Source organism: Streptomyces sp. NPDC007084 (assembly GCF_040703595.1).
Classification (GTDB): Bacteria; Actinomycetota; Actinomycetes; order Streptomycetales; family Streptomycetaceae; genus Streptomyces.
On the sequence record NZ_JBEYFY010000072.1, the window covers coordinates 17,915 to 34,263 of the forward strand.

14 protein-coding genes and 1 pseudogene are annotated in these 16,349 nt (G+C 71.2%); 7 read left to right on the forward strand and 8 right to left on the reverse strand.

The window, feature by feature from the left end; translation table 11 throughout:
* Positions 1–95: 95 nt before the first annotated feature.
* Entirely contained in the window at positions 96–2,561 is a 2,466-nt protein-coding gene (locus AB0912_RS32510) for a polysaccharide lyase 8 family protein (RefSeq protein WP_366706264.1), read from the forward strand.
* Between the two features lie 91 nt (positions 2,562–2,652).
* Here the strand turns inward: AB0912_RS32510 and AB0912_RS32515 are convergent.
* The 6 genes and pseudogenes from AB0912_RS32515 to AB0912_RS32540 form a co-directional block, all read right to left on the reverse strand.
* Positions 2,653–3,480: pseudogene (locus tag AB0912_RS32515) on the reverse strand (alkaline phosphatase family protein); the annotation flags it as partial.
* A 180-nt stretch (positions 3,481–3,660) separates the two neighbouring features.
* Positions 3,661–4,716 carry a hydroxyacid dehydrogenase gene (locus tag AB0912_RS32520; RefSeq protein WP_366706266.1) on the reverse strand — a complete coding sequence of 352 codons (1,056 nt, stop codon included), beginning with the start codon at positions 4,714–4,716 and terminating at the stop codon, positions 3,661–3,663.
* A gap of 2 nt (positions 4,717–4,718) precedes the next feature.
* Entirely contained in the window at positions 4,719–5,639 is a 921-nt protein-coding gene (locus AB0912_RS32525) for a carbohydrate ABC transporter permease (RefSeq protein WP_366706268.1), read from the reverse strand.
* Positions 5,636–6,592: a sugar ABC transporter permease gene (locus AB0912_RS32530; protein WP_366706270.1), complete on the reverse strand. Its 957-nt coding sequence runs from the start codon at positions 6,590–6,592 to the stop codon at positions 5,636–5,638. The genes AB0912_RS32525 and AB0912_RS32530 overlap by 4 nt, the downstream gene beginning before the upstream one ends.
* A 106-nt stretch (positions 6,593–6,698) precedes the next feature.
* Complete coding sequence (locus AB0912_RS32535; protein WP_366706272.1) at positions 6,699–8,012, reverse strand: sugar ABC transporter substrate-binding protein; 1,314 nt, start codon at positions 8,010–8,012, stop codon at positions 6,699–6,701.
* 115 nt (positions 8,013–8,127) lie between these two features.
* Positions 8,128–9,219 carry a substrate-binding domain-containing protein gene (locus AB0912_RS32540; protein ID WP_366706274.1) on the reverse strand — a complete coding sequence of 364 codons (1,092 nt, stop codon included), beginning with the start codon at positions 9,217–9,219 and terminating at the stop codon, positions 8,128–8,130.
* Between the two features lie 222 nt (positions 9,220–9,441).
* Between AB0912_RS32540 and AB0912_RS32545 the strand changes: the two genes are divergently transcribed.
* The 4 genes from AB0912_RS32545 to AB0912_RS32560 all read left to right on the forward strand — a co-directional run bounded on the left by AB0912_RS32545 (position 9,442) and on the right by AB0912_RS32560 (position 12,162).
* Entirely contained in the window at positions 9,442–10,122 is a 681-nt protein-coding gene (locus AB0912_RS32545; protein WP_366706276.1) for a DUF6445 family protein, read from the forward strand.
* Between the two features lie 310 nt (positions 10,123–10,432).
* Positions 10,433–10,792 carry a luciferase family protein gene (locus tag AB0912_RS32550; protein ID WP_366706278.1) on the forward strand — a complete coding sequence of 120 codons (360 nt, stop codon included), beginning with the start codon at positions 10,433–10,435 and terminating at the stop codon, positions 10,790–10,792.
* Positions 10,793–10,929: 137 nt separating this feature from the next.
* Positions 10,930–11,601 (forward strand): TetR family transcriptional regulator, encoded by a 672-nt coding sequence (locus AB0912_RS32555; protein ID WP_366706292.1) that lies wholly within the window; start codon positions 10,930–10,932, stop codon positions 11,599–11,601.
* Between the two features lie 144 nt (positions 11,602–11,745).
* Positions 11,746–12,162, forward strand: coding sequence for a hypothetical protein (locus tag AB0912_RS32560; protein WP_366706280.1), 417 nt, complete (start codon positions 11,746–11,748; stop codon positions 12,160–12,162).
* Positions 12,163–12,286: 124 nt separating this feature from the next.
* Here AB0912_RS32560 and AB0912_RS32565 read toward each other — a convergent pair whose 3' ends face one another.
* A complete protein-coding gene (locus AB0912_RS32565; RefSeq protein ID WP_366706282.1) occupies positions 12,287–12,679 on the reverse strand; it encodes a PPOX class F420-dependent oxidoreductase in 393 nt (130 codons plus the stop codon).
* Positions 12,680–12,773: 94 nt separating this feature from the next.
* Positions 12,774–13,415, reverse strand: coding sequence for an HAD family acid phosphatase (locus AB0912_RS32570; protein WP_366706284.1), 642 nt, complete (start codon positions 13,413–13,415; stop codon positions 12,774–12,776).
* 259 nt (positions 13,416–13,674) lie between these two features.
* Between AB0912_RS32570 and AB0912_RS32575 the strand changes: the two genes are divergently transcribed.
* Positions 13,675–15,027, forward strand: a complete 1,353-nt coding sequence (locus AB0912_RS32575; RefSeq protein ID WP_366706286.1) for an NAD(P)/FAD-dependent oxidoreductase — start codon at positions 13,675–13,677, stop codon at positions 15,025–15,027.
* A 229-nt stretch (positions 15,028–15,256) separates the two neighbouring features.
* On the forward strand, positions 15,257–16,349 hold a 1,093-nt coding region (locus AB0912_RS32580; RefSeq protein ID WP_366706288.1), incomplete at its 3' end, for a S1 family peptidase.

A 16,349-nucleotide genomic window follows, 5' to 3' on the forward strand; every position in this document is an offset into this window, starting at 1 on the left:
ACGACCGGGCCCCCTCCCCCTGGCAAACGATCGATACGGTCAATTCGGTAAGACTTGTTGAGCGTTTGAACGAAGGCGTGCTAGAAACCGCCGTCATGACGACTCGTTGGTCCCGCCGTGGTTTTCTCGCCGCAAGCAGCGGCACCGCTCTCGCGCTCGGGGTGCACAGCTCCGCCGACGCCGCGCCCGCCGCCTCGCCGGCGGGCCCCGGTTCCATCGCCGACGTCCAGGCCGCGGACGAGTTCGCGGCCCTGCGCGCCAAGTGGCGCACCCTGATCCTGGGCGAGGGGTTCAGCCCGACCGCCGAACCCTTCAAGAGCCGGCTCACCGACCTCGGCACCACCGCGAGCGGCCTGCGCTCCACCATGGCCCCGGCCACCGGCTCGCTCTGGCCCGACCTGGTCTACGCCGACCCGGACCCGGACACCGACGCGGAGTCCTACGGCTTCTCCGCCAACATGAACGCCAGCTACACCCGGCTCGCCACCCTCGCCCAGGCCTACTCCCAGCAGGGCACCGGACTGACCGGCGACAGCGGGCTGCGCGACACGATCCTCACCGGCCTGGACCACCTCCACGACGAGGTGTACAACGCCACCCAGACCCGCTACGGCAACTGGTACAACTGGCAGATCGGCGCCCCGCAGGCGCTGCTCGACGTGTGCGTGCTGCTGTACGACGAGCTGTCGGCGGCGCGGATCAGCGGATATCTCGCCGCCGTCGACCACTTCGTGCCGGACTCCGCCGTCGCCGCCTACACCGGGACGAGCACCGGCGCCAACCGGGTCGACCTGTGCCGGGTCCTCGCGCTGCGCGGGGTCGTGGGCGCGAACGCCGCGAAGGTCGCGCTGGCCCGGGACGCCCTCTCCCCCGTGTTCCCGTACGTGAGTTCCGGGGACGGGCTCTACCCGGACGGTTCGTTCATCCAGCACACCACCGTCCCCTACACGGGGTCGTACGGCTCGGTGATGCTCGGCGGGCTCGGGATGCTCTTCGCGCTGCTCGCGGGCTCCACCTGGGCGGTCACCGACGCCAACCGGCAGATCGTGTTCGACGCGGTGGAGAAGGCGTGGGCGCCGTTCCTCTACAACGGCCTGGTGATGGACGGTGTGTCCGGCCGCGCCATCAGCCGCGGGGTGTCCGCCGCGGACCCGCAGGGCGTCCAGCAGGACGACCATCTGCGCGGCCACCCGATCCTCGCCTCGATCGTGCTGCTCGGACAGGGTGCGAGCAGCACGGAGAACGCCCGCTGGCGCGGTCTGGTCAAGGGCTGGATGCAGCGCGACTACTACAGCCCGCCCCTGAGCAACCCCTCCCTCGGCCTGACAAGTCTCGCCCGTCTCAAGGGAGTTCAGGACGACATCAGCGTCTCGGCGATCGCCGAGCCGACCGGGCACCGGCTGTTCACCAGCATGGCGCGCGCCACCCACCGCCGGCCCGGCTGGGCCGCCTCGATCAGCATGGCCGACCGCCGGATCACCTACTACGAGACGGGCAACGGCGAGAACCTGCGCGGCTGGCACACCGGTTCCGGAATGCTCTACTGGTGGGGCGACACCTACGCCAACGGCCAGTACAGCGACGCCTTCTGGCCCACCGTCGACCCGTACCGGCTGCCCGGGGTCACCGCCTCCCGCAAGGCGCTCGCGGACGCGGCCGGCGGCGACTGGGGCGCGTCCCTGCCGGACGTGAACTGGGTGGGCGGCGCGACGGACGGGCAGCGGGCCGCGATCGGCCAGTACCTCAAGGGGCTGCAGAGCACGCTGATGGCGAAGAAGTCGTGGTTCTGCCTCGACGACGCGATCGTCTGTCTCGGCGCGGGCATCAAGTGCACCGACGGCACGGCGGTGGAGTCCACGGTCGAGAACCGCAACCTCGGGCCCACCGGCAACTCCGCCTCCACGGTGAACGGCACGGTCAAGCCGGCCGGTTACCCCTGGTCGGAGACCCTGTCAGGCACCTCGTGGGCGCACATCGCGGGCCACGGCGGCTACGTCTTCCCCGGCGGCGCCACCGTGAAGGCGCTGCGCGAGGCCCGGAACGGCAGGTGGAGCGACATCAACAAGGGCAGCTCCACGGCCGTGCTGAACCGCAAGTACCTGACGATGTACGTGGATCACGGCACCGCGCCTACCGCCGCCACGTACGCCTATCTGCTCATGCCGGGCGCGAGCGCGGCCCAGACGCAGGCCAGGGCGGCGGCGACGACCTGGCTGAGCGTCCTCGCCAACACCGACGACCAGCAGGGCGTCAGCGTCCCCTCGCTGGGCTTCACCGGGGTCAACTTCTGGTTCGCCGGCACGGTGGGCCCGCTCACCGTGAACAAGCCGTGTTCGGTGATGATCAGCGAGAAGGGCGACGGCACCGCGGTCGTCTGTGTCAGCGACCCGATGCGCGCGCAGAGCGGTCTGACGCTCACCTGGAACAGGGCGGTCGCCTCGGTGACGTCGAAGCCCTCGACCGTCACCTCGGCGACCACCGGTTCCGCGCTGACGCTCACCTTCGGTGACCTGAGCACCACCGCGGGCGTCACCCAGAAGATCACCGTCAAGCTGGGCTGACCGCGGGAACCGCCGCGGGCCGCGCGTCCGGGTCTCCGAGCGTCCCCTCCGACGCCCGGAGACCCGCGGTCCCGGCGGCCGTGAACGGCCGGCCGTCGAGGGTCCAGTGCCGGTCCGCGTCACGGCCCAGCGAGGCGAACACCTGGGCGGCGACGTCGACATGGCGTACGACGGCGGGCGCGGTCGCGATGTCCGGGCCCGCGGCGATCACCCACGCCGTGCGCTCCGGCGCCGAACGGCCGCCGTGGCCACCGGAGTCGACATGCCCGTGGTCGGTCACCACGATCACCGTCCAGTGTTCCCGGTCGTACGCGGGCCGGGCGCGCACCGCGTCCAGCAGCCGGCCCACCCGCTCGTCCGCGCGCCGCACCGACTCCTCGTACGCCTCTCCGCAGCCCAGGTAGTGCGCGGTCTCGTCGGGGGCGCCGAGATAGACGAAGGAGGCGGCGGTGTCGTCGCCGCCGGCGAGGACGCGGACCGCCTCAGCGGTGATCTGTTCGTCGCAGTGCTCCCAGGCCTCGGGGGTGTCCTCGGCCGGGGAGACGTAGGCGCTCCGGGAGGGGGCGCGGAACAGCGGGCCCCCGTCGCGCGCCTGCATGAGCGGCTGCCAGCCGGCCGCGACGAAGGTGCGGCGGCCGTACTGCTGGGCCAGCCGGGTGGCGAAGTCCGGGAAGACGTCGAGCCGGTGGCCCCCGAAGTCGTTGCTCCACACGCCGTGCTTGTCGACGCCGACGCCGGTGACGACGGTCGCCCAGCAGGGGCCGGACATGGTGGGGGTGCGGTCGTCGACCTCGACGGGCGCGAGGAAGCCGTCGGCGGCGAGGGCGTCGAGGTGGGGCGTGGACAGCCTGCGCAGCGTGTCCAGGCGGACGCCGTCGACACCGACGACCAGGACACGGCGGTCAGCGGGGGCGGGCATGGGGAGTCCCTTCGTGGGGCGATCGGGGCATGACGAGGAAGTCGCGGACGGGCGAGATGAGTCGCTTGCGCGGCACGGGAGTTGGGTGGGCGTGGCCTCGGAGTCGGAGGGCGTGGTCTCGGAGTCGGCGGGCGTTGCGCGGGCCGCGCGAGTCGGGACGCGCCGGTCAGGCCACGCGGGTCAGGCCGAGCGGGTCAGTTCGTCGGGGCCGACCCCGTAGACGAACGGCAGCCCCTGGGCGTAGCGCTGGACCTCGTCGACCGCCCAGTCGGTCATGCGGCCCAGCTCGTTGCCGAGGGAGCCCGCGATGTGCGGGGTGAGCAGCACGTTGGGCAGCGAGTAGAGCGGGGACGAGGCGGGCAGCACCTCGGGCTCGGTCACGTCGAGGACCGCGTGCAGGCGGCCCGCCACGAGGCGGTCGGTGAGCGCGTCGGTGTCTACGAGCGAGCCGCGCGCGGTGTTGACGAGTGTCGCGCCCTCCCGCATCAGATCGAGCCGGCGGGCGTCGAACATGTGCCGGGTCTCGGGGAGTTGGGGGGCGTGGATGCTCACGACGTGGCTGCGGCGGACCAGGTCGTCCAGCTCAACGGGCTCGACGCCGAGGGCACGGGCGTCGACCGGGGCCACGTAGGGGTCGTGGAGCAGGACGTGCAGGTCGAAGGGGCGCAGCAGTTCGATGACGCGGCGTCCGACGCGGGAGGCGCCGACGATGCCGACGGTGCGGCGGTGGTTGCCGTATCCGGCGAAGTACGGGAGCAGCGCGGGCCGTTCGCGGGAGGCCGCGTAGTCGCGGGCGCTGTCGAGGACGCGTTTGTTGGCGAACAGGATGGCGGCCAGGGTGAATTCGGCGACCGGCACCGCGTTGGCGTCGGCGGCGGAGGACACGGTGATGCCCTGCTTCCAGACGGACTCGGTGACGTGGTGCTTGACGGAGCCGGCGGCGTGGACGACGGCACGCAGACGTGGCATACGGGCGAGCGCGTCGTCGGACAGCAGGGGCGCGCCCCAGTGGGTGAACAGGACCTCGACGGCGGCCAGTTCGGCGGTGTCGGCGGTGGCGAAGTCGGTGACGGGGGTGGACGCGTCGACGGCGGCGATCCGGGTGAGACGGTCGAGGGCGCCCTCGGCGAGCAGGGAGCGGTGGATCTCGCGTCCCATGGCGAGGGCGGTCCGCGGGGTGCGGGGCGCGGCCGGGCGGTCGGAGCTGTTCGGGCGGGTGCCTTCGGGTGCGAGCATGGTCACTTCACCGCGCCCGCGGTCAGGCCCGAGCGCCAGAAGCGCTGGAGGCAGACGAAGGCGACGATCAGCGGGACGACGGCGACGAGTGAGCCGGTGATCACGAGCGAGTAGTACTCGGGCTGTTGCTGGGTGACGCTGTTCCACATGAACAGGCCGAGGTTGACCGGGTAGAGCTTCTCGTCGTTCAGCATGACGAGGGCGCCGAAGAAATTGTTCCAGCTCGCGGTGAACGAGAACAGGAAGATCGTCATGAAGGCGGGGGCGAGCATCGGCAGCGCGATCCCCGCGAAGGTGCGGACCTCTCCGGCGCCGTCGACACGGGCGGCCTCCAGGACCTCGTCGGGCACGTAGCCCTCGGAGAAGACGCGGGCGAGGTAGACGCCGAAGGGGTTGACCAGCGCGGGCAGCAGCAGCGCCCAGTAGGTGTTCACGACGCCGACCTTGGTGGCGAGCAGGTACATGGGGAGCTGGATCACGGTGGTGGGGACGAGGACGCCGCCGAGGACCGCGGCGAACAGCTTCTCCTTGCCCTTGAAGTCGTACTTGTCGAAGGCGTAGCCGGTGGCGACGGACAGGAACGTGGAGGCGGCGGAGCCGACGACCGAGTACAGGACGCTGTTGCCGAACCAGCGCAGGTAGATGCCGTCGTTGACGGTGAAGACGCGGTGCAGGTTGTCGAACAGGTTGAAGTCGCCGAAGACGAAGCCGGACGTGCCGAACAGGTCGCGGGAGTTCTTCGTCGCGGCGATGAGCAGCCAGCTCACCGGCATGAGCGTGTAGAAGGCCGCGACGATCAGCAGGCCGTTGACGACCCCCTTGGAGAGCAGCGCGCGGGGTGCGGTCCGGCGCCGGGTGTCCGGCGCGGCCTGTGGCTCCGTCTGGGAGCGGGCGGGGCTGGTGGTGTGGGTGAGCGTGCTCATGAGGCGGCCTTCCACCGGTTGCCGAGCCGGGTGACGATGTAGGAGAGGAGTACGCCGAGGAGGGCCAGCAGCAGGGAGGCGGCCGCGGCCAGTCCGTAGTCGTGCTGCACGAAGCCGGCCTTCCAGATGAACAGGGTCGGCGACCACTCGGTGTCGATGGAGCCGCGCTGGTTGAGCAGCCTCGGCTCGGTGAAGATCTGGATGGCGCCGACGCAGGTGAACAGGACGGTCATGACGACGGCGGAGGCGATCAGCGGGACCTTGATCTGAAGCGCGGTACGGATGGCGCCGGCGCCGTCCACGATGGCGGCCTCGATCGTCTCGCGCGGTACGGCCTGGAGCGCGGCGTAGAAGATGACCATGTTGTAGCCGATCCACTGCCAGGCGCACAGGTTGACCATGGAGGACAGCACATGGTCGTTGCTGTAGAAATCCCAGGACCCGCCGAGCGCGCCGATCGCGTCGAGCACGGGGCTCAGGCCCGGGGTGTACAGGTAGATCCAGATGATCGAGGCGATCACTCCGGGGACGGCGTGCGGCAGGAACAGCGCGAGCTGGAAGAACCGTCTGGCGCGGGCCATCGCGGAGTCGACGAGCAGCGCGAGGAAAAGCGAGCCGCCGATCATCACCGGGATGTACAGCGCGCAGTAGAGCGCGATGTGACCGAAGGAGGCCCGGAAGCCGTCGTCCGACAGGGCTTTGGTGAAGTTGCCGAGTCCGGAGAAGACGCGTTCGGTGCCGCCGAAGCCGAGTCCCGAGGAGCGTTCCTGGAAGAGGCTCATCCACACGGCGTAGCCGATGGGCGCCAGCATGACCGCGGCGAACAGGACGAAGAACGGGGTGATGAAGAGGGCCGCGGCCCGGCGCCGGCCGCGCTGGACCTTCGGGGGGCCCGGGGGTTTGGCCGGGGAGGCGGGCCGGATCTTCACGGCCGGGGCGAGAGGTGCTGCCACGGTGGGGCTCCTTGGCGGGCTGGACGCTTCGGGGGTGCGGGGAGGGGGCGCGCTCGCGTGAGCGGGTCCGGCCGGTCGCGGGGTGCGAACGGCCGGACCCGTCGGGTCACTTGGCGAGCTTCAGGCCGCGCTCGGTGATGCCCGACTCGGCCTTGCGCTGGCCGGCCTCGATACCGCCCGCGAAGCCGGACTTGGCCGTGGCGTCCTGGACAGCGGTGTAGACGTCGAGCTGGTTCGGTCCCCAGGTCCAGCCGGGGACGATCGCGTCGACCTGCTCGGAGGAGAGCTTGTAGAGGTCCTGGCCGTTCAGGTAGGCGGTGTCGAACTTGGCGGCGGCCACCGTGCGCATCTCGGGATCGGCGGGCACGGCGCTGCTCGGCGAGGCGAGGTCGGCGAGCCGGGCCTCGACGCCGGCCTTGTTCGTGGTGAGCCAGGTGATGAACTCGGCGGCCTGCTCGGCGTGCTTGCTGCCCTTGAGGACGCCGTAGGAGGTGCCGCCGTAGTTGCCGGTGGCCGGGGTGCCCCAGTTCGGCAGGGGCGCCGCCGCCCACTTGCCGGAGAGGTCGGGCATCGCGGTCTTCAGGCCGCCGGCCGACCAGGAGGCGCCGAGGAAGGAGAGCGTCTTGCCGGAGGTGCGGGCCTTGGTCTCCTCGGGGCTGTACGCGGTGTACGACTGGACGAGGCCGTCCTTGATGAGGCCGTCCCAGTAGGCGGCGACCTTCTTGCTGGGCGCGTCGTTCACGGCGGGCTTCCAGGCGTCGCCCTTGGTGGTGAACCAGGTGCCGCCGGCCTGCCAGGCGAGGGCCGCGAGGAGCGCCGGGTCGGACTTCGGCATGGAGGCGAGCCGGACGTTCTTGTCCTGCTTCTTGACCTTGGCGGCGGCGGTCTTGAAGTCGTCCCAGGTCTTGGGGACTTCGATGCCGTACTTCTTGAACAGGTCGGTGCGGTAGTAGTAGAGCTGCGGCGCGACGTCGTAGGGAACGGTCCAGGTCCGGCCGCCGAAGGTGACGAGGCTCTGCACCGCTGCGGGGAACTTCGACTTGACCGTTTCACCGGCGTACTTGGTCAGATCGATCAGGTTTCCCTGGCTCGCGAACTCCGGGACCATCTGGTACTCGATGGTCGCCACGTCGGGTGCGTTGCCGCCCTTCACCGCGTTGGACATCTTGCTGTATCCCTCGGTGCCGCTGGGGATCTCGGTCAGCTTGACCTTGATGTCCTTGTGCGTCTTGTTGAACGCCTCGACGGTCGACTTGGCCCCGAGGGTCCAGGTCCAGTAGTCGATGGTGACCGGCTTGCCGTCGGATGCGGCGCCGGCGGAGCCGCCGTCGTCGTCGCCGCCGCACGCGGTGGCGAGCAGACCGAGGGCGGCGACGGTGGCGGTGGCGGCTATACGGAACGAACGTGAAGTGCGCGACATTGCACGGCTCCTACGAGACCTCGTACGGGAAGAGGCGGATGCAGGACATCTTTTGTGCGCACACGATCAGAGTCAAGAGCATTCGACCAAGACAATCAAAACGATCGCTCGACGATCAGCTTTCGGGTGTCGCCCCACCGCAGGACGAACGGACCCTCAACTCCGGGAGCAGTTCGAGGTGTTGACGGGGTTCGGGGCGCCGGCCGTCCGCGCGCTCCGTGAGCCGCTGGAGCAGCAGTTTGGCGGCCAGCTCCCCCACCGAACGCTTCGGCGGCGCGACGGCGGTCAGCGGGACGTCGGCGAGAGCGGCCACCTCGTCGTCGTAGGCGATCAGGGCGAGGTCCTCGGGGACGCTGATGCCGCGCGCCTGGAGCTTGGGCACCAGCACGATGGCGTCCTCGTCGCTGTGCACCAGGGCCGCGGTGACGCCGCGCTTCTCCACCGCCTCCGCGAGGTAGTCGACGCTCGCCTCGTAGTCCCCGTGTTCCCGCACGGACGGCGCTCCCCTGTCGACGTCGAGGCCGAGGGAGCCGACCGCGGTCAGGAAACCGGAGGAGATCCGCTCCGCGTGCGGGCCCTCCTGGAGGACCGCGGCGATCCGCCGGTGCCCCAGGGACGCGAAGTGGCCCACCGCGACGGCCGCTCCGTGCTCCCGGTCGGTGCGCACCCGGTCGAGACCGGCCGCCGGGTTGCCGGCGGGCGCGGACCGCTCGACGAGGACGGCCGGCACCGCGCAGTCCAGGATCCACTTCTCCTGCCCGTCCACCGGCACGCCGCCGAACCAGCTCGGCGCGACGAGAAGCCCCTCCGCGCCCCCTGCCATCAGGTGTTCCGCCTGGACGGCGTCCTCGGAGTCCACATAGCCGGTCATCCCGAGGATCAGCCGCCCGCCCTGGGCGCCGACGGCCTCGCGGGCCCCGCGGACGATGTCCCCGAAGATGTTGACGGTGGTCGGCACGATCATTCCGATCACCGCGCCCTCGGCGGCCACCGGGCGGGGCCGCTCCTGCGCCGGCGCGTCGCCGGGCCAGACCACCGCGCCGTGCAGCCGCTGCACCCGTCCCTGCGCCGCCAGGGTCTCCACGTCACGCCGCAAGGTCACTGCGGAGACGCCGAGTTCGGCCGCGAGGTCGGCGACACGGAGACTGCCGCGCTCCCGGACGAGTTCGAGTACCCGCTCATGACGCTGGTCGACGTGCAGTCGCATGGCTCCCCCTGGGGCAAGGCCGGACGGACGATCTACGGGCGAACGCGGAGCGTGATCCCGTGAGGTCACTGTACGCCCACCATCGTATCGATCGATTTCGCTCAATATGATCGGGACCGCGGGGATCGCCGAGACCGCCGGGATTGCCGGTACCGCCAAGTTGACGGAAGGTTGACCAATTCCCTGGCGATCGCTGGTACAGCCATCAATATCGTCGGCGGCATGCCCCCACAACCTCCGAGAACACCCGCGCTGCCCGTCCTCCCCTACCGGAAACCCACGCGCGACCGGGACTACTGGGTCCTCGACGACGTCCTGCCCGATCCGGACGCCGTACGCAACCGGTGCGTCGCCAGGGACGACTGGGTCAAGGGACATCCGTACACGTCGGAGAGCTGGCCCGGCCTGCGCACCATGCCAGGCCTCGAACCGGCCGAACTGGCGCGCGTGGAGCGGCTGGTGAAGAAGGCGACCGGCGCCCGCGAACTGTGGCAGCAGAGCACGCCGTCCGGAGCGACCCTCAACCACAACTGCGTGCAGGTGGTCGGCAAGGACGAGGGCGAGCCGCGCCCGCACACCGACTCCCGCGCCCTGTGCCGCTACGCCGCCGTGCTCTATCTGAACCCGAACGTCCCCAAGGACTGCGGGACGAGCTTCTTCCGGCAGAACCTGCCCGGCGGCCGGCTCGGCGGCAACGTGGTCGCCGCCCCGCACAACAACCTGGTCGAGGCGCTCGGGACCCGCTTCGTGCCGCCGGACTCCTTCGTCGAGGACATCCGCGTACCCCACCGCTACAACCGGCTGCTCCTCTACAACGCCAACCTGATGCACAGCGCCACCGACTACTGCGGGACCACGATGGAGGACAAGCGGATGACCGCCGTCTTCTTCTGGATGGCGTGACCGCCGCCCTTCCCGAGAGCGTGAGCGGCCCGCTGGATGGCGTGACCGGCCGGAAGCGGCCCCGGACGGCGGCGTCCGGGGCCCGTTTTCGCGTTCGGGCGGCCGCACCGTCCCGAACGCGGAAGCGGAAGCGGGCACGGCCACGGCCACTGCCACTGCCACAGCCACAGCCACGGCCACGGCCACTGCCACGTACCGGACGCCGAACCGCCGTTCCCCGACGGCAACGCCGTGCCCCGAGGGCAATACGACTGGGTTACATCGTGCTCAAGTTCTGGTGGCCGAGCGGTGTTCTGGTCATGATGGGCATATGACCTTGGCCTCAAGAGCCATGATGCGGCTGGCCGTATGGCCCGACCTCGCGGAGACCCGGCCAAGCTGCGGCACGGGGCGGGCCCTGCGCGCGGACGGGTCCGAGATCCTCCACTTCCATACGGACCACGATGTGGATCTGCACCTCACCGACCGGGCGATCCGGCGCTTCGCGGACCACCTGAAGGGCTCGACGGCCGTCCGGGTCGTGCCCGGCTCGCGCTGGGTGACCATCCATCTGGAGGTGGACTCGGACATCGACCTGCTGCTCACGCTGGTGAGCGTCGCCCTCCAGGCCCATCTGAACGGCCGGCTCGCGGGTGACACCGGTCTGTCGGCCGCCTGCAACGACCACTGACCGCCCGACCCAGGGCACTCAGTTCCCTCGAAGCGGTGCACCGCGTGCCATCACGTCCGTTCCGTTGCTAGTTTCCGACCATGAACGAGGCACCCGGGCGCCGTCCTCCCGCCGCCCCCTCCGCCGTCCGGCCGCCCATGCGGGACGCCCTGGTCGCGGCGGCCTTCCGGCTCTTCGTGGAGCGGGGCTACGAGGAGACCACGGTCGACGACATCGTGGCGCTCGCCGGCGTCGGACGCCGGTCGTTCTTCCGCTACTTCCCCTCCAAGGAGGACGTGGTCTTCCCCGACCACGAGCGCTGCCTCGCCGACATGCGCGCGTTTCTGGACGCCGGCGACGACACCTCGGACGACCCGGTGCTGCGGGTCTGCGACGCGGCCCGGCTGGTCCTGCGCATGTACGCGGAGAACCCGACGTTCTCCGTCCAGCGCTACCGCCTCACCAAGAAGGTCCCGGGCCTGCGCGCCTACGAGGTGTCCGTCGTCCGGCGCTACGAGCGCGCCCTCGCCGAGTACCTGCGGCGCCGCTTCGCCGGGCGGCCCGGTGACACCCTGCGCGCCGACGTGATCGCCGCCGCGGTCGTCGCCGCGCACAACAACGGCCTGCGGTCCTGGCTGCGTTCGGACGGCAAGGGTGACGCGGAGGCCTCCGTCGACCAGGCGCTCGGGTATGTGCAGCGGACGTTCGGCGAGGCTCCCGTCCCGGTCGTCGCGCAGACGGCGGAGGACGTGGTGGTCGTCGTCTCCCGGCGCGACACACCCCTGTGGCGTGTGGTCCAGGAGATCGAGTCGGCGTTCGGCCGCGCCTGACCCGCGCCGCCCGCTCCGTATCCTCACATTTTGAGGGTACGGAGTGCCTTTACGCCTGACACTCAGTGCCATAACCTGTCGATGTGCGGCGCGATCGGTGCGTCGCACGCCGCAGATTCCGGCCGAGCGCAGGGAGTTGACATCGTGTACCACCCAGGAAGCGCCCTCCCCCCGGGCATCGGCCACGCGACCGACGTACTGGACACCGCCTCCGAGGATCACGCCGGGGACCGTCTGCTCTTCCAGCGGTGCCGCTGGTGCGCCACCGCCATGTACAGCCGTCTCATCTGTCCCGTGTGCGCGGGCAGCGAGCTGCTGACGGAGACGAGTACGGGTCTGGGCGTGGTGCGGCACTCCACCGTGATCCACCGCAACACCCCGGCGGCCCGGAATGTGTCCCTCATCGAGATGACGGAGGGCTTCACCGTCCGGGGCCGGGTGATGGGCGCGCCCGCGACCATCCACAGCGGCGACCGGGTCCAGCTCTCCACCGCCCAGGACCCGGTGCGCCGCCAGCCGGTCTTCCAGCTCGTCGACGGGCCCTACAGCGCCTGGAGTTGAGACGGGCGCACGGCCTACGCGAGCGCACGGCCTACGCGGACGCGAGACTTACGCGGATGCGGGGCTCCGGACTTACGCGGGTACGGGGCTCCGGCGGTGCGGGAGCCCCGTACCCGCGTGTGGTTCAGGCGGTTTTCGCGGGCGTGATGCGGATGCCGACCGTGCCGCTCTCGCCGCGGCGCAGCCGGCTGCCGAGCAGGGTGAGCCGGCCGACCAGTCCGTACTTGCGGGCGATGAGCTTGCGGTAGCGGGCGGTGTCCTCCGGGCCGACGATCTCCGCCGTCGCAGGGATCGCCTCACCCGTCGGCCTGCCGCGCACGTCGCACGGGCCGACCAGCACGTCGGCGCGGTTGCGGATCCGCTTCACCTTCCAGCTCTCGGTGGTCGTCCACGCGCCGAGCGCGGCGCCGTCCCGCACCACCCAGACCGGTGTGGCCACGCCCGTGCCGTTCTTGCGGTAACTGGTGATCAGCAGGTACTTGCCCGAGCCCAGGGTGTCCAACGAGACCTCGTCCATGGCGGAAGTGTATGCGCGGGGACCGGACCGGCCACCTCGGGTGCTGCGCCGGGCGGGACGGCACAGGGCGGGACCGGCCCGGGAGCACGGGGGCCTAGGACAACTGGCCGTCGTAGTCGGGCAGTTTGAAGGTGCGCTCGGCGTGACCGCCCACCAGGTCCGTCGTGTTGTTGCCGACGTTGGCGACGACCGTGTAGCCGAGGGACTCGATCAGGGCGCGCTTGCCGGTCTTGTAGGCGCTGACCTCGGCGAAGAGGTCGGGCAGGTCACGGACGTAGAGGCCGTCCACCGGGTAGCCGACGCTCTTGAGGTTCCACTTCGTCTCGGAGGCGATGATGCCGGGGCGCGCGGTGACGAAGAAGACCGCGGCGCCGCGGGAGTGCGCGTAGCGCGCGAGGGCCAGGGACGCCTTCACGGCGGGCGTGGGGAGCTGGTACCAGGGGTGGAAGTCGGTCTCCAGCGTGGTGTTGTCGATGTCGAAGACGAGCGCGAGCTTCCGGCCGTCCGCGTTCGCGGTGCGCTGCTCGACGTACGGGGTCGCCTGGTCGATGACCGCCTGGACGTCACGCTGCCAGATGGCGTAGTCCACGCCGGCCGCCGCGGCCGTGCTCACGGCCGCGGTCTCCCGCACCGGTGCCGCCGTGGCGGACCCCGCCGCCGTGACCGTCCCTCCGATGCCGAGGGCCACCACCGCCGACACCGCGCCCAGCCGGCGTCCCACACCGCGTCCCGTCATGCCGGTCCCCTTTTCACGTCTCGCGATTCACGTCTCAGGTCTGTCCGTGGAGCACGCGCGCAGCGCGACGGCGACGGTGCCTGGCCCGTCGTCGCGGCAGACATGATCCTGGCAGCGCGTGTACGCGGAGGGAAGAGACAGTTACTGATCGGTAGAGATACGGGTGTGCGGCGCGGGGCTCCCGGTGCGGTGGCAGAGGTCCGCGCCCCGTGTGAGCCTGGGTTCGCGGCGGGGCAACAGCGGAGAGAGGGCTGCTCGGATGCACGGACCGAACATCGTCATCGTCGGCGGCGGTTTCGCCGGGGTCGAGGCCGCCCGCGGTCTGGAGCGGACGCTCGCCCAGGGCGAGGCGCGGGTCACCCTGGTGAGCCCGACGGACTACCAGCTCTATCTGCCCCTCCTGCCCCATGTCGCCGCCGGCGTCCTCACCCCCCAGTCCGTGGCGCCCTCGCTGCGCCGGATGCTGCGCCGCACCGCGATGGTGCCGGGCGGGGTGATCGGCGTCGACACCGAGGCCAAGGTGTGCGTGATCCGCAAGATCACCGGGGATCTGGTCGATCTGCCGTACGACTATCTGGTCCTCACGCCGGGCAGTGTGACCCGCACCTTCGACATCCCGGGGCTGGCCGACGAGGCGCGCGGGATGAAGACGCTCTCCCAGGCGGTGTACCTGCGGGACCACGTGATCGCGCAGCTCGACCTGGCGGCGGCCACGACGGACGACACCGAGCAGGCGGCGCGGCTCCAGTTCGTGGTGGTCGGCGGCGGGTACGCGGGCACCGAGACGGCGGCCTGTCTCCAGCGGCTGACGACGGCCGCCGCGAAGCGCTACCACCCGCGTATTGACCCCGGACTCATCAAGTGGCACCTGGTCGACGTCGCGCCGAAGCTGCTGCCCGAACTGGGCGACAAGCTGGGCGCGAGCGCGCTGCGGATGCTGAACGCGCGGGGTCTGAACATCTCGCTGGGCACGACCGTCGCCTCCGTCACCAAGGACGAGGTCACCCTCACCGACGGACGGGTGCTGCCCTCGCGGACGCTGGTGTGGACGGCCGGTGTCGCGGCGAGCCCGCTGGTCGACTCGCTGGGCGCGGAGACCGTGCGCGGCAGGATCGTCACCGAGCCCGACTTCCGGGTGCCGGGTCTTGACGGGGTGTTCGCGCTGGGCGACGCGGCGGCGGTGCCCGACCTCGCCAAGGGGGACGGCTCCCCGTGTCCGCCGACCGCCCAGCACGCGGCCCGGCAGGGCCGGCACGCAGCCCGGGTGCTGACGGCGCGGCTGCGCGGGCAGCCCACGCTGCCCTACCGGCACAAGGACCTCGGCCTGGTCGTCGACCTCGGCGGCCACGACGCCGTCTCCAAGCCGCTCGGCATCGACCTCAAGGGGGTGCCCGCGCAGGTCGTGGCCCGCGGCTACCACCTGTACGCGCTGCCCACCGGCTCGGCCCGATTCCGTACGACGGCCAACTGGCTGCTGAACGCCGTCGCGGGCGACGACTTCGTCCGCACCGGCTTCCTCGCCGGACGCAAGGGCACCCTGCGGGACTTCGAGCGCACGGATGTGTATCTGACGCCGGAGGAAGTCACCGCCCGGACGCGCGCCCACACGTAGAGCGGACGCGCGCCTACTCGTGGACCGGCCGCGCGCCTACACGTAGACCGGCCGCGTACCCCACGTGGACCGGCCGGGATGCCCGCCCGCGCCCCGCCCTCGCTTTCGCGTGCCTCCCCTTCACGGGGTGGTGAACGCGGGGGCGGGGGCGCACGTATGAGGGGAGGGCTCTCGACCGGGGCTTCCGGCGGCGGTGACGCCGCCGCCGTTCGGCTTCGGGAGCCCATGGATGAGGCACGCACGACGACGGATCGTCCAGCGGGGGGCGCGGTTCGCGGCCGTCGGCGGACTGCTCTGCGGAGGTCTGATGGTGACGCACGCGATGGCGAGCGAACCGTCCGGCTCGTCGCGTGCCACGGGGAGTTCGGTGCGGTCCGCCGTCACGACGGGGGCCGGTCTGGTGACCCGGCTGGGCACCGCGCGCACCGCGGGGACCTGGATCGCCGACGACGGCCGCCCCGTCGTCGCGGTCACCGACGCGAAGGCGGCGGCGGAGGTCGAGCGGGCGGGCGCCCGTCCGAAGGTCGTGCCGCACAGCATGCGTGACCTCAAGTCGGCCACGAAGGCGTTGAGTTCGGCGCCCCGGGTGCCGGGCACCGCGTGGGCGGTGGACTACACGCGCAACGAGGTGCTCGTCCAAGCGGACAGCACCGTCTCGGCGTCCGACTGGTCGCGTATGACGAGGCTGGCCGACGGCATCGGCGACGAGGTGCGGATGCGGCGCACCCAGGGCGCGTTCACCACCCGGGTGAACGGCGCGCAGGCGATCTTCTCCACCGCGGGGCGCTGCTCGGCGGGCTTCAACGTGACCAACGGGAGCGAGCAGTTCATCCTGACCGCCGGGCACTGCGGTCCGGCCGGCTCGGTGTGGTTCGCGGACAACACGGCCCGCCGGCAGGTCGGCCGGACCGTCACGACGGCGTTCCCCGGCAGTGACTTCTCGCTCGTGCGGTACGACGCCGGGCAGGCGCCCGCGACGGGGACCAACGTGGTGGCCATCGGCGGCGGCAACGGCGTACGCATCAACGGCGCCGCCGATCCGGCCGTCGGACAACGGGTCTTCCGCAGCGGCAGCACCAGCGGTCTGCGCGACGGCAAGGTGACCGCGCTGGGCGCGACGGTCAACTACCCGGAGGGCACGGTGACCGGGCTGATCGAGACCACGGTGTGTGCCGAACCGGGCGACAGCGGCGGCCCGTTGTTCTCCGAGGGCATCGCGCTCGGGGTGGCAAGGAGGCCTTCTCCCGCGTCCTCGCCGCCGAACTGGCGCCCCGCAACATCCGGGTGGTCTGCATCCGCCCGCACGCCGTCGTGGACGCGCC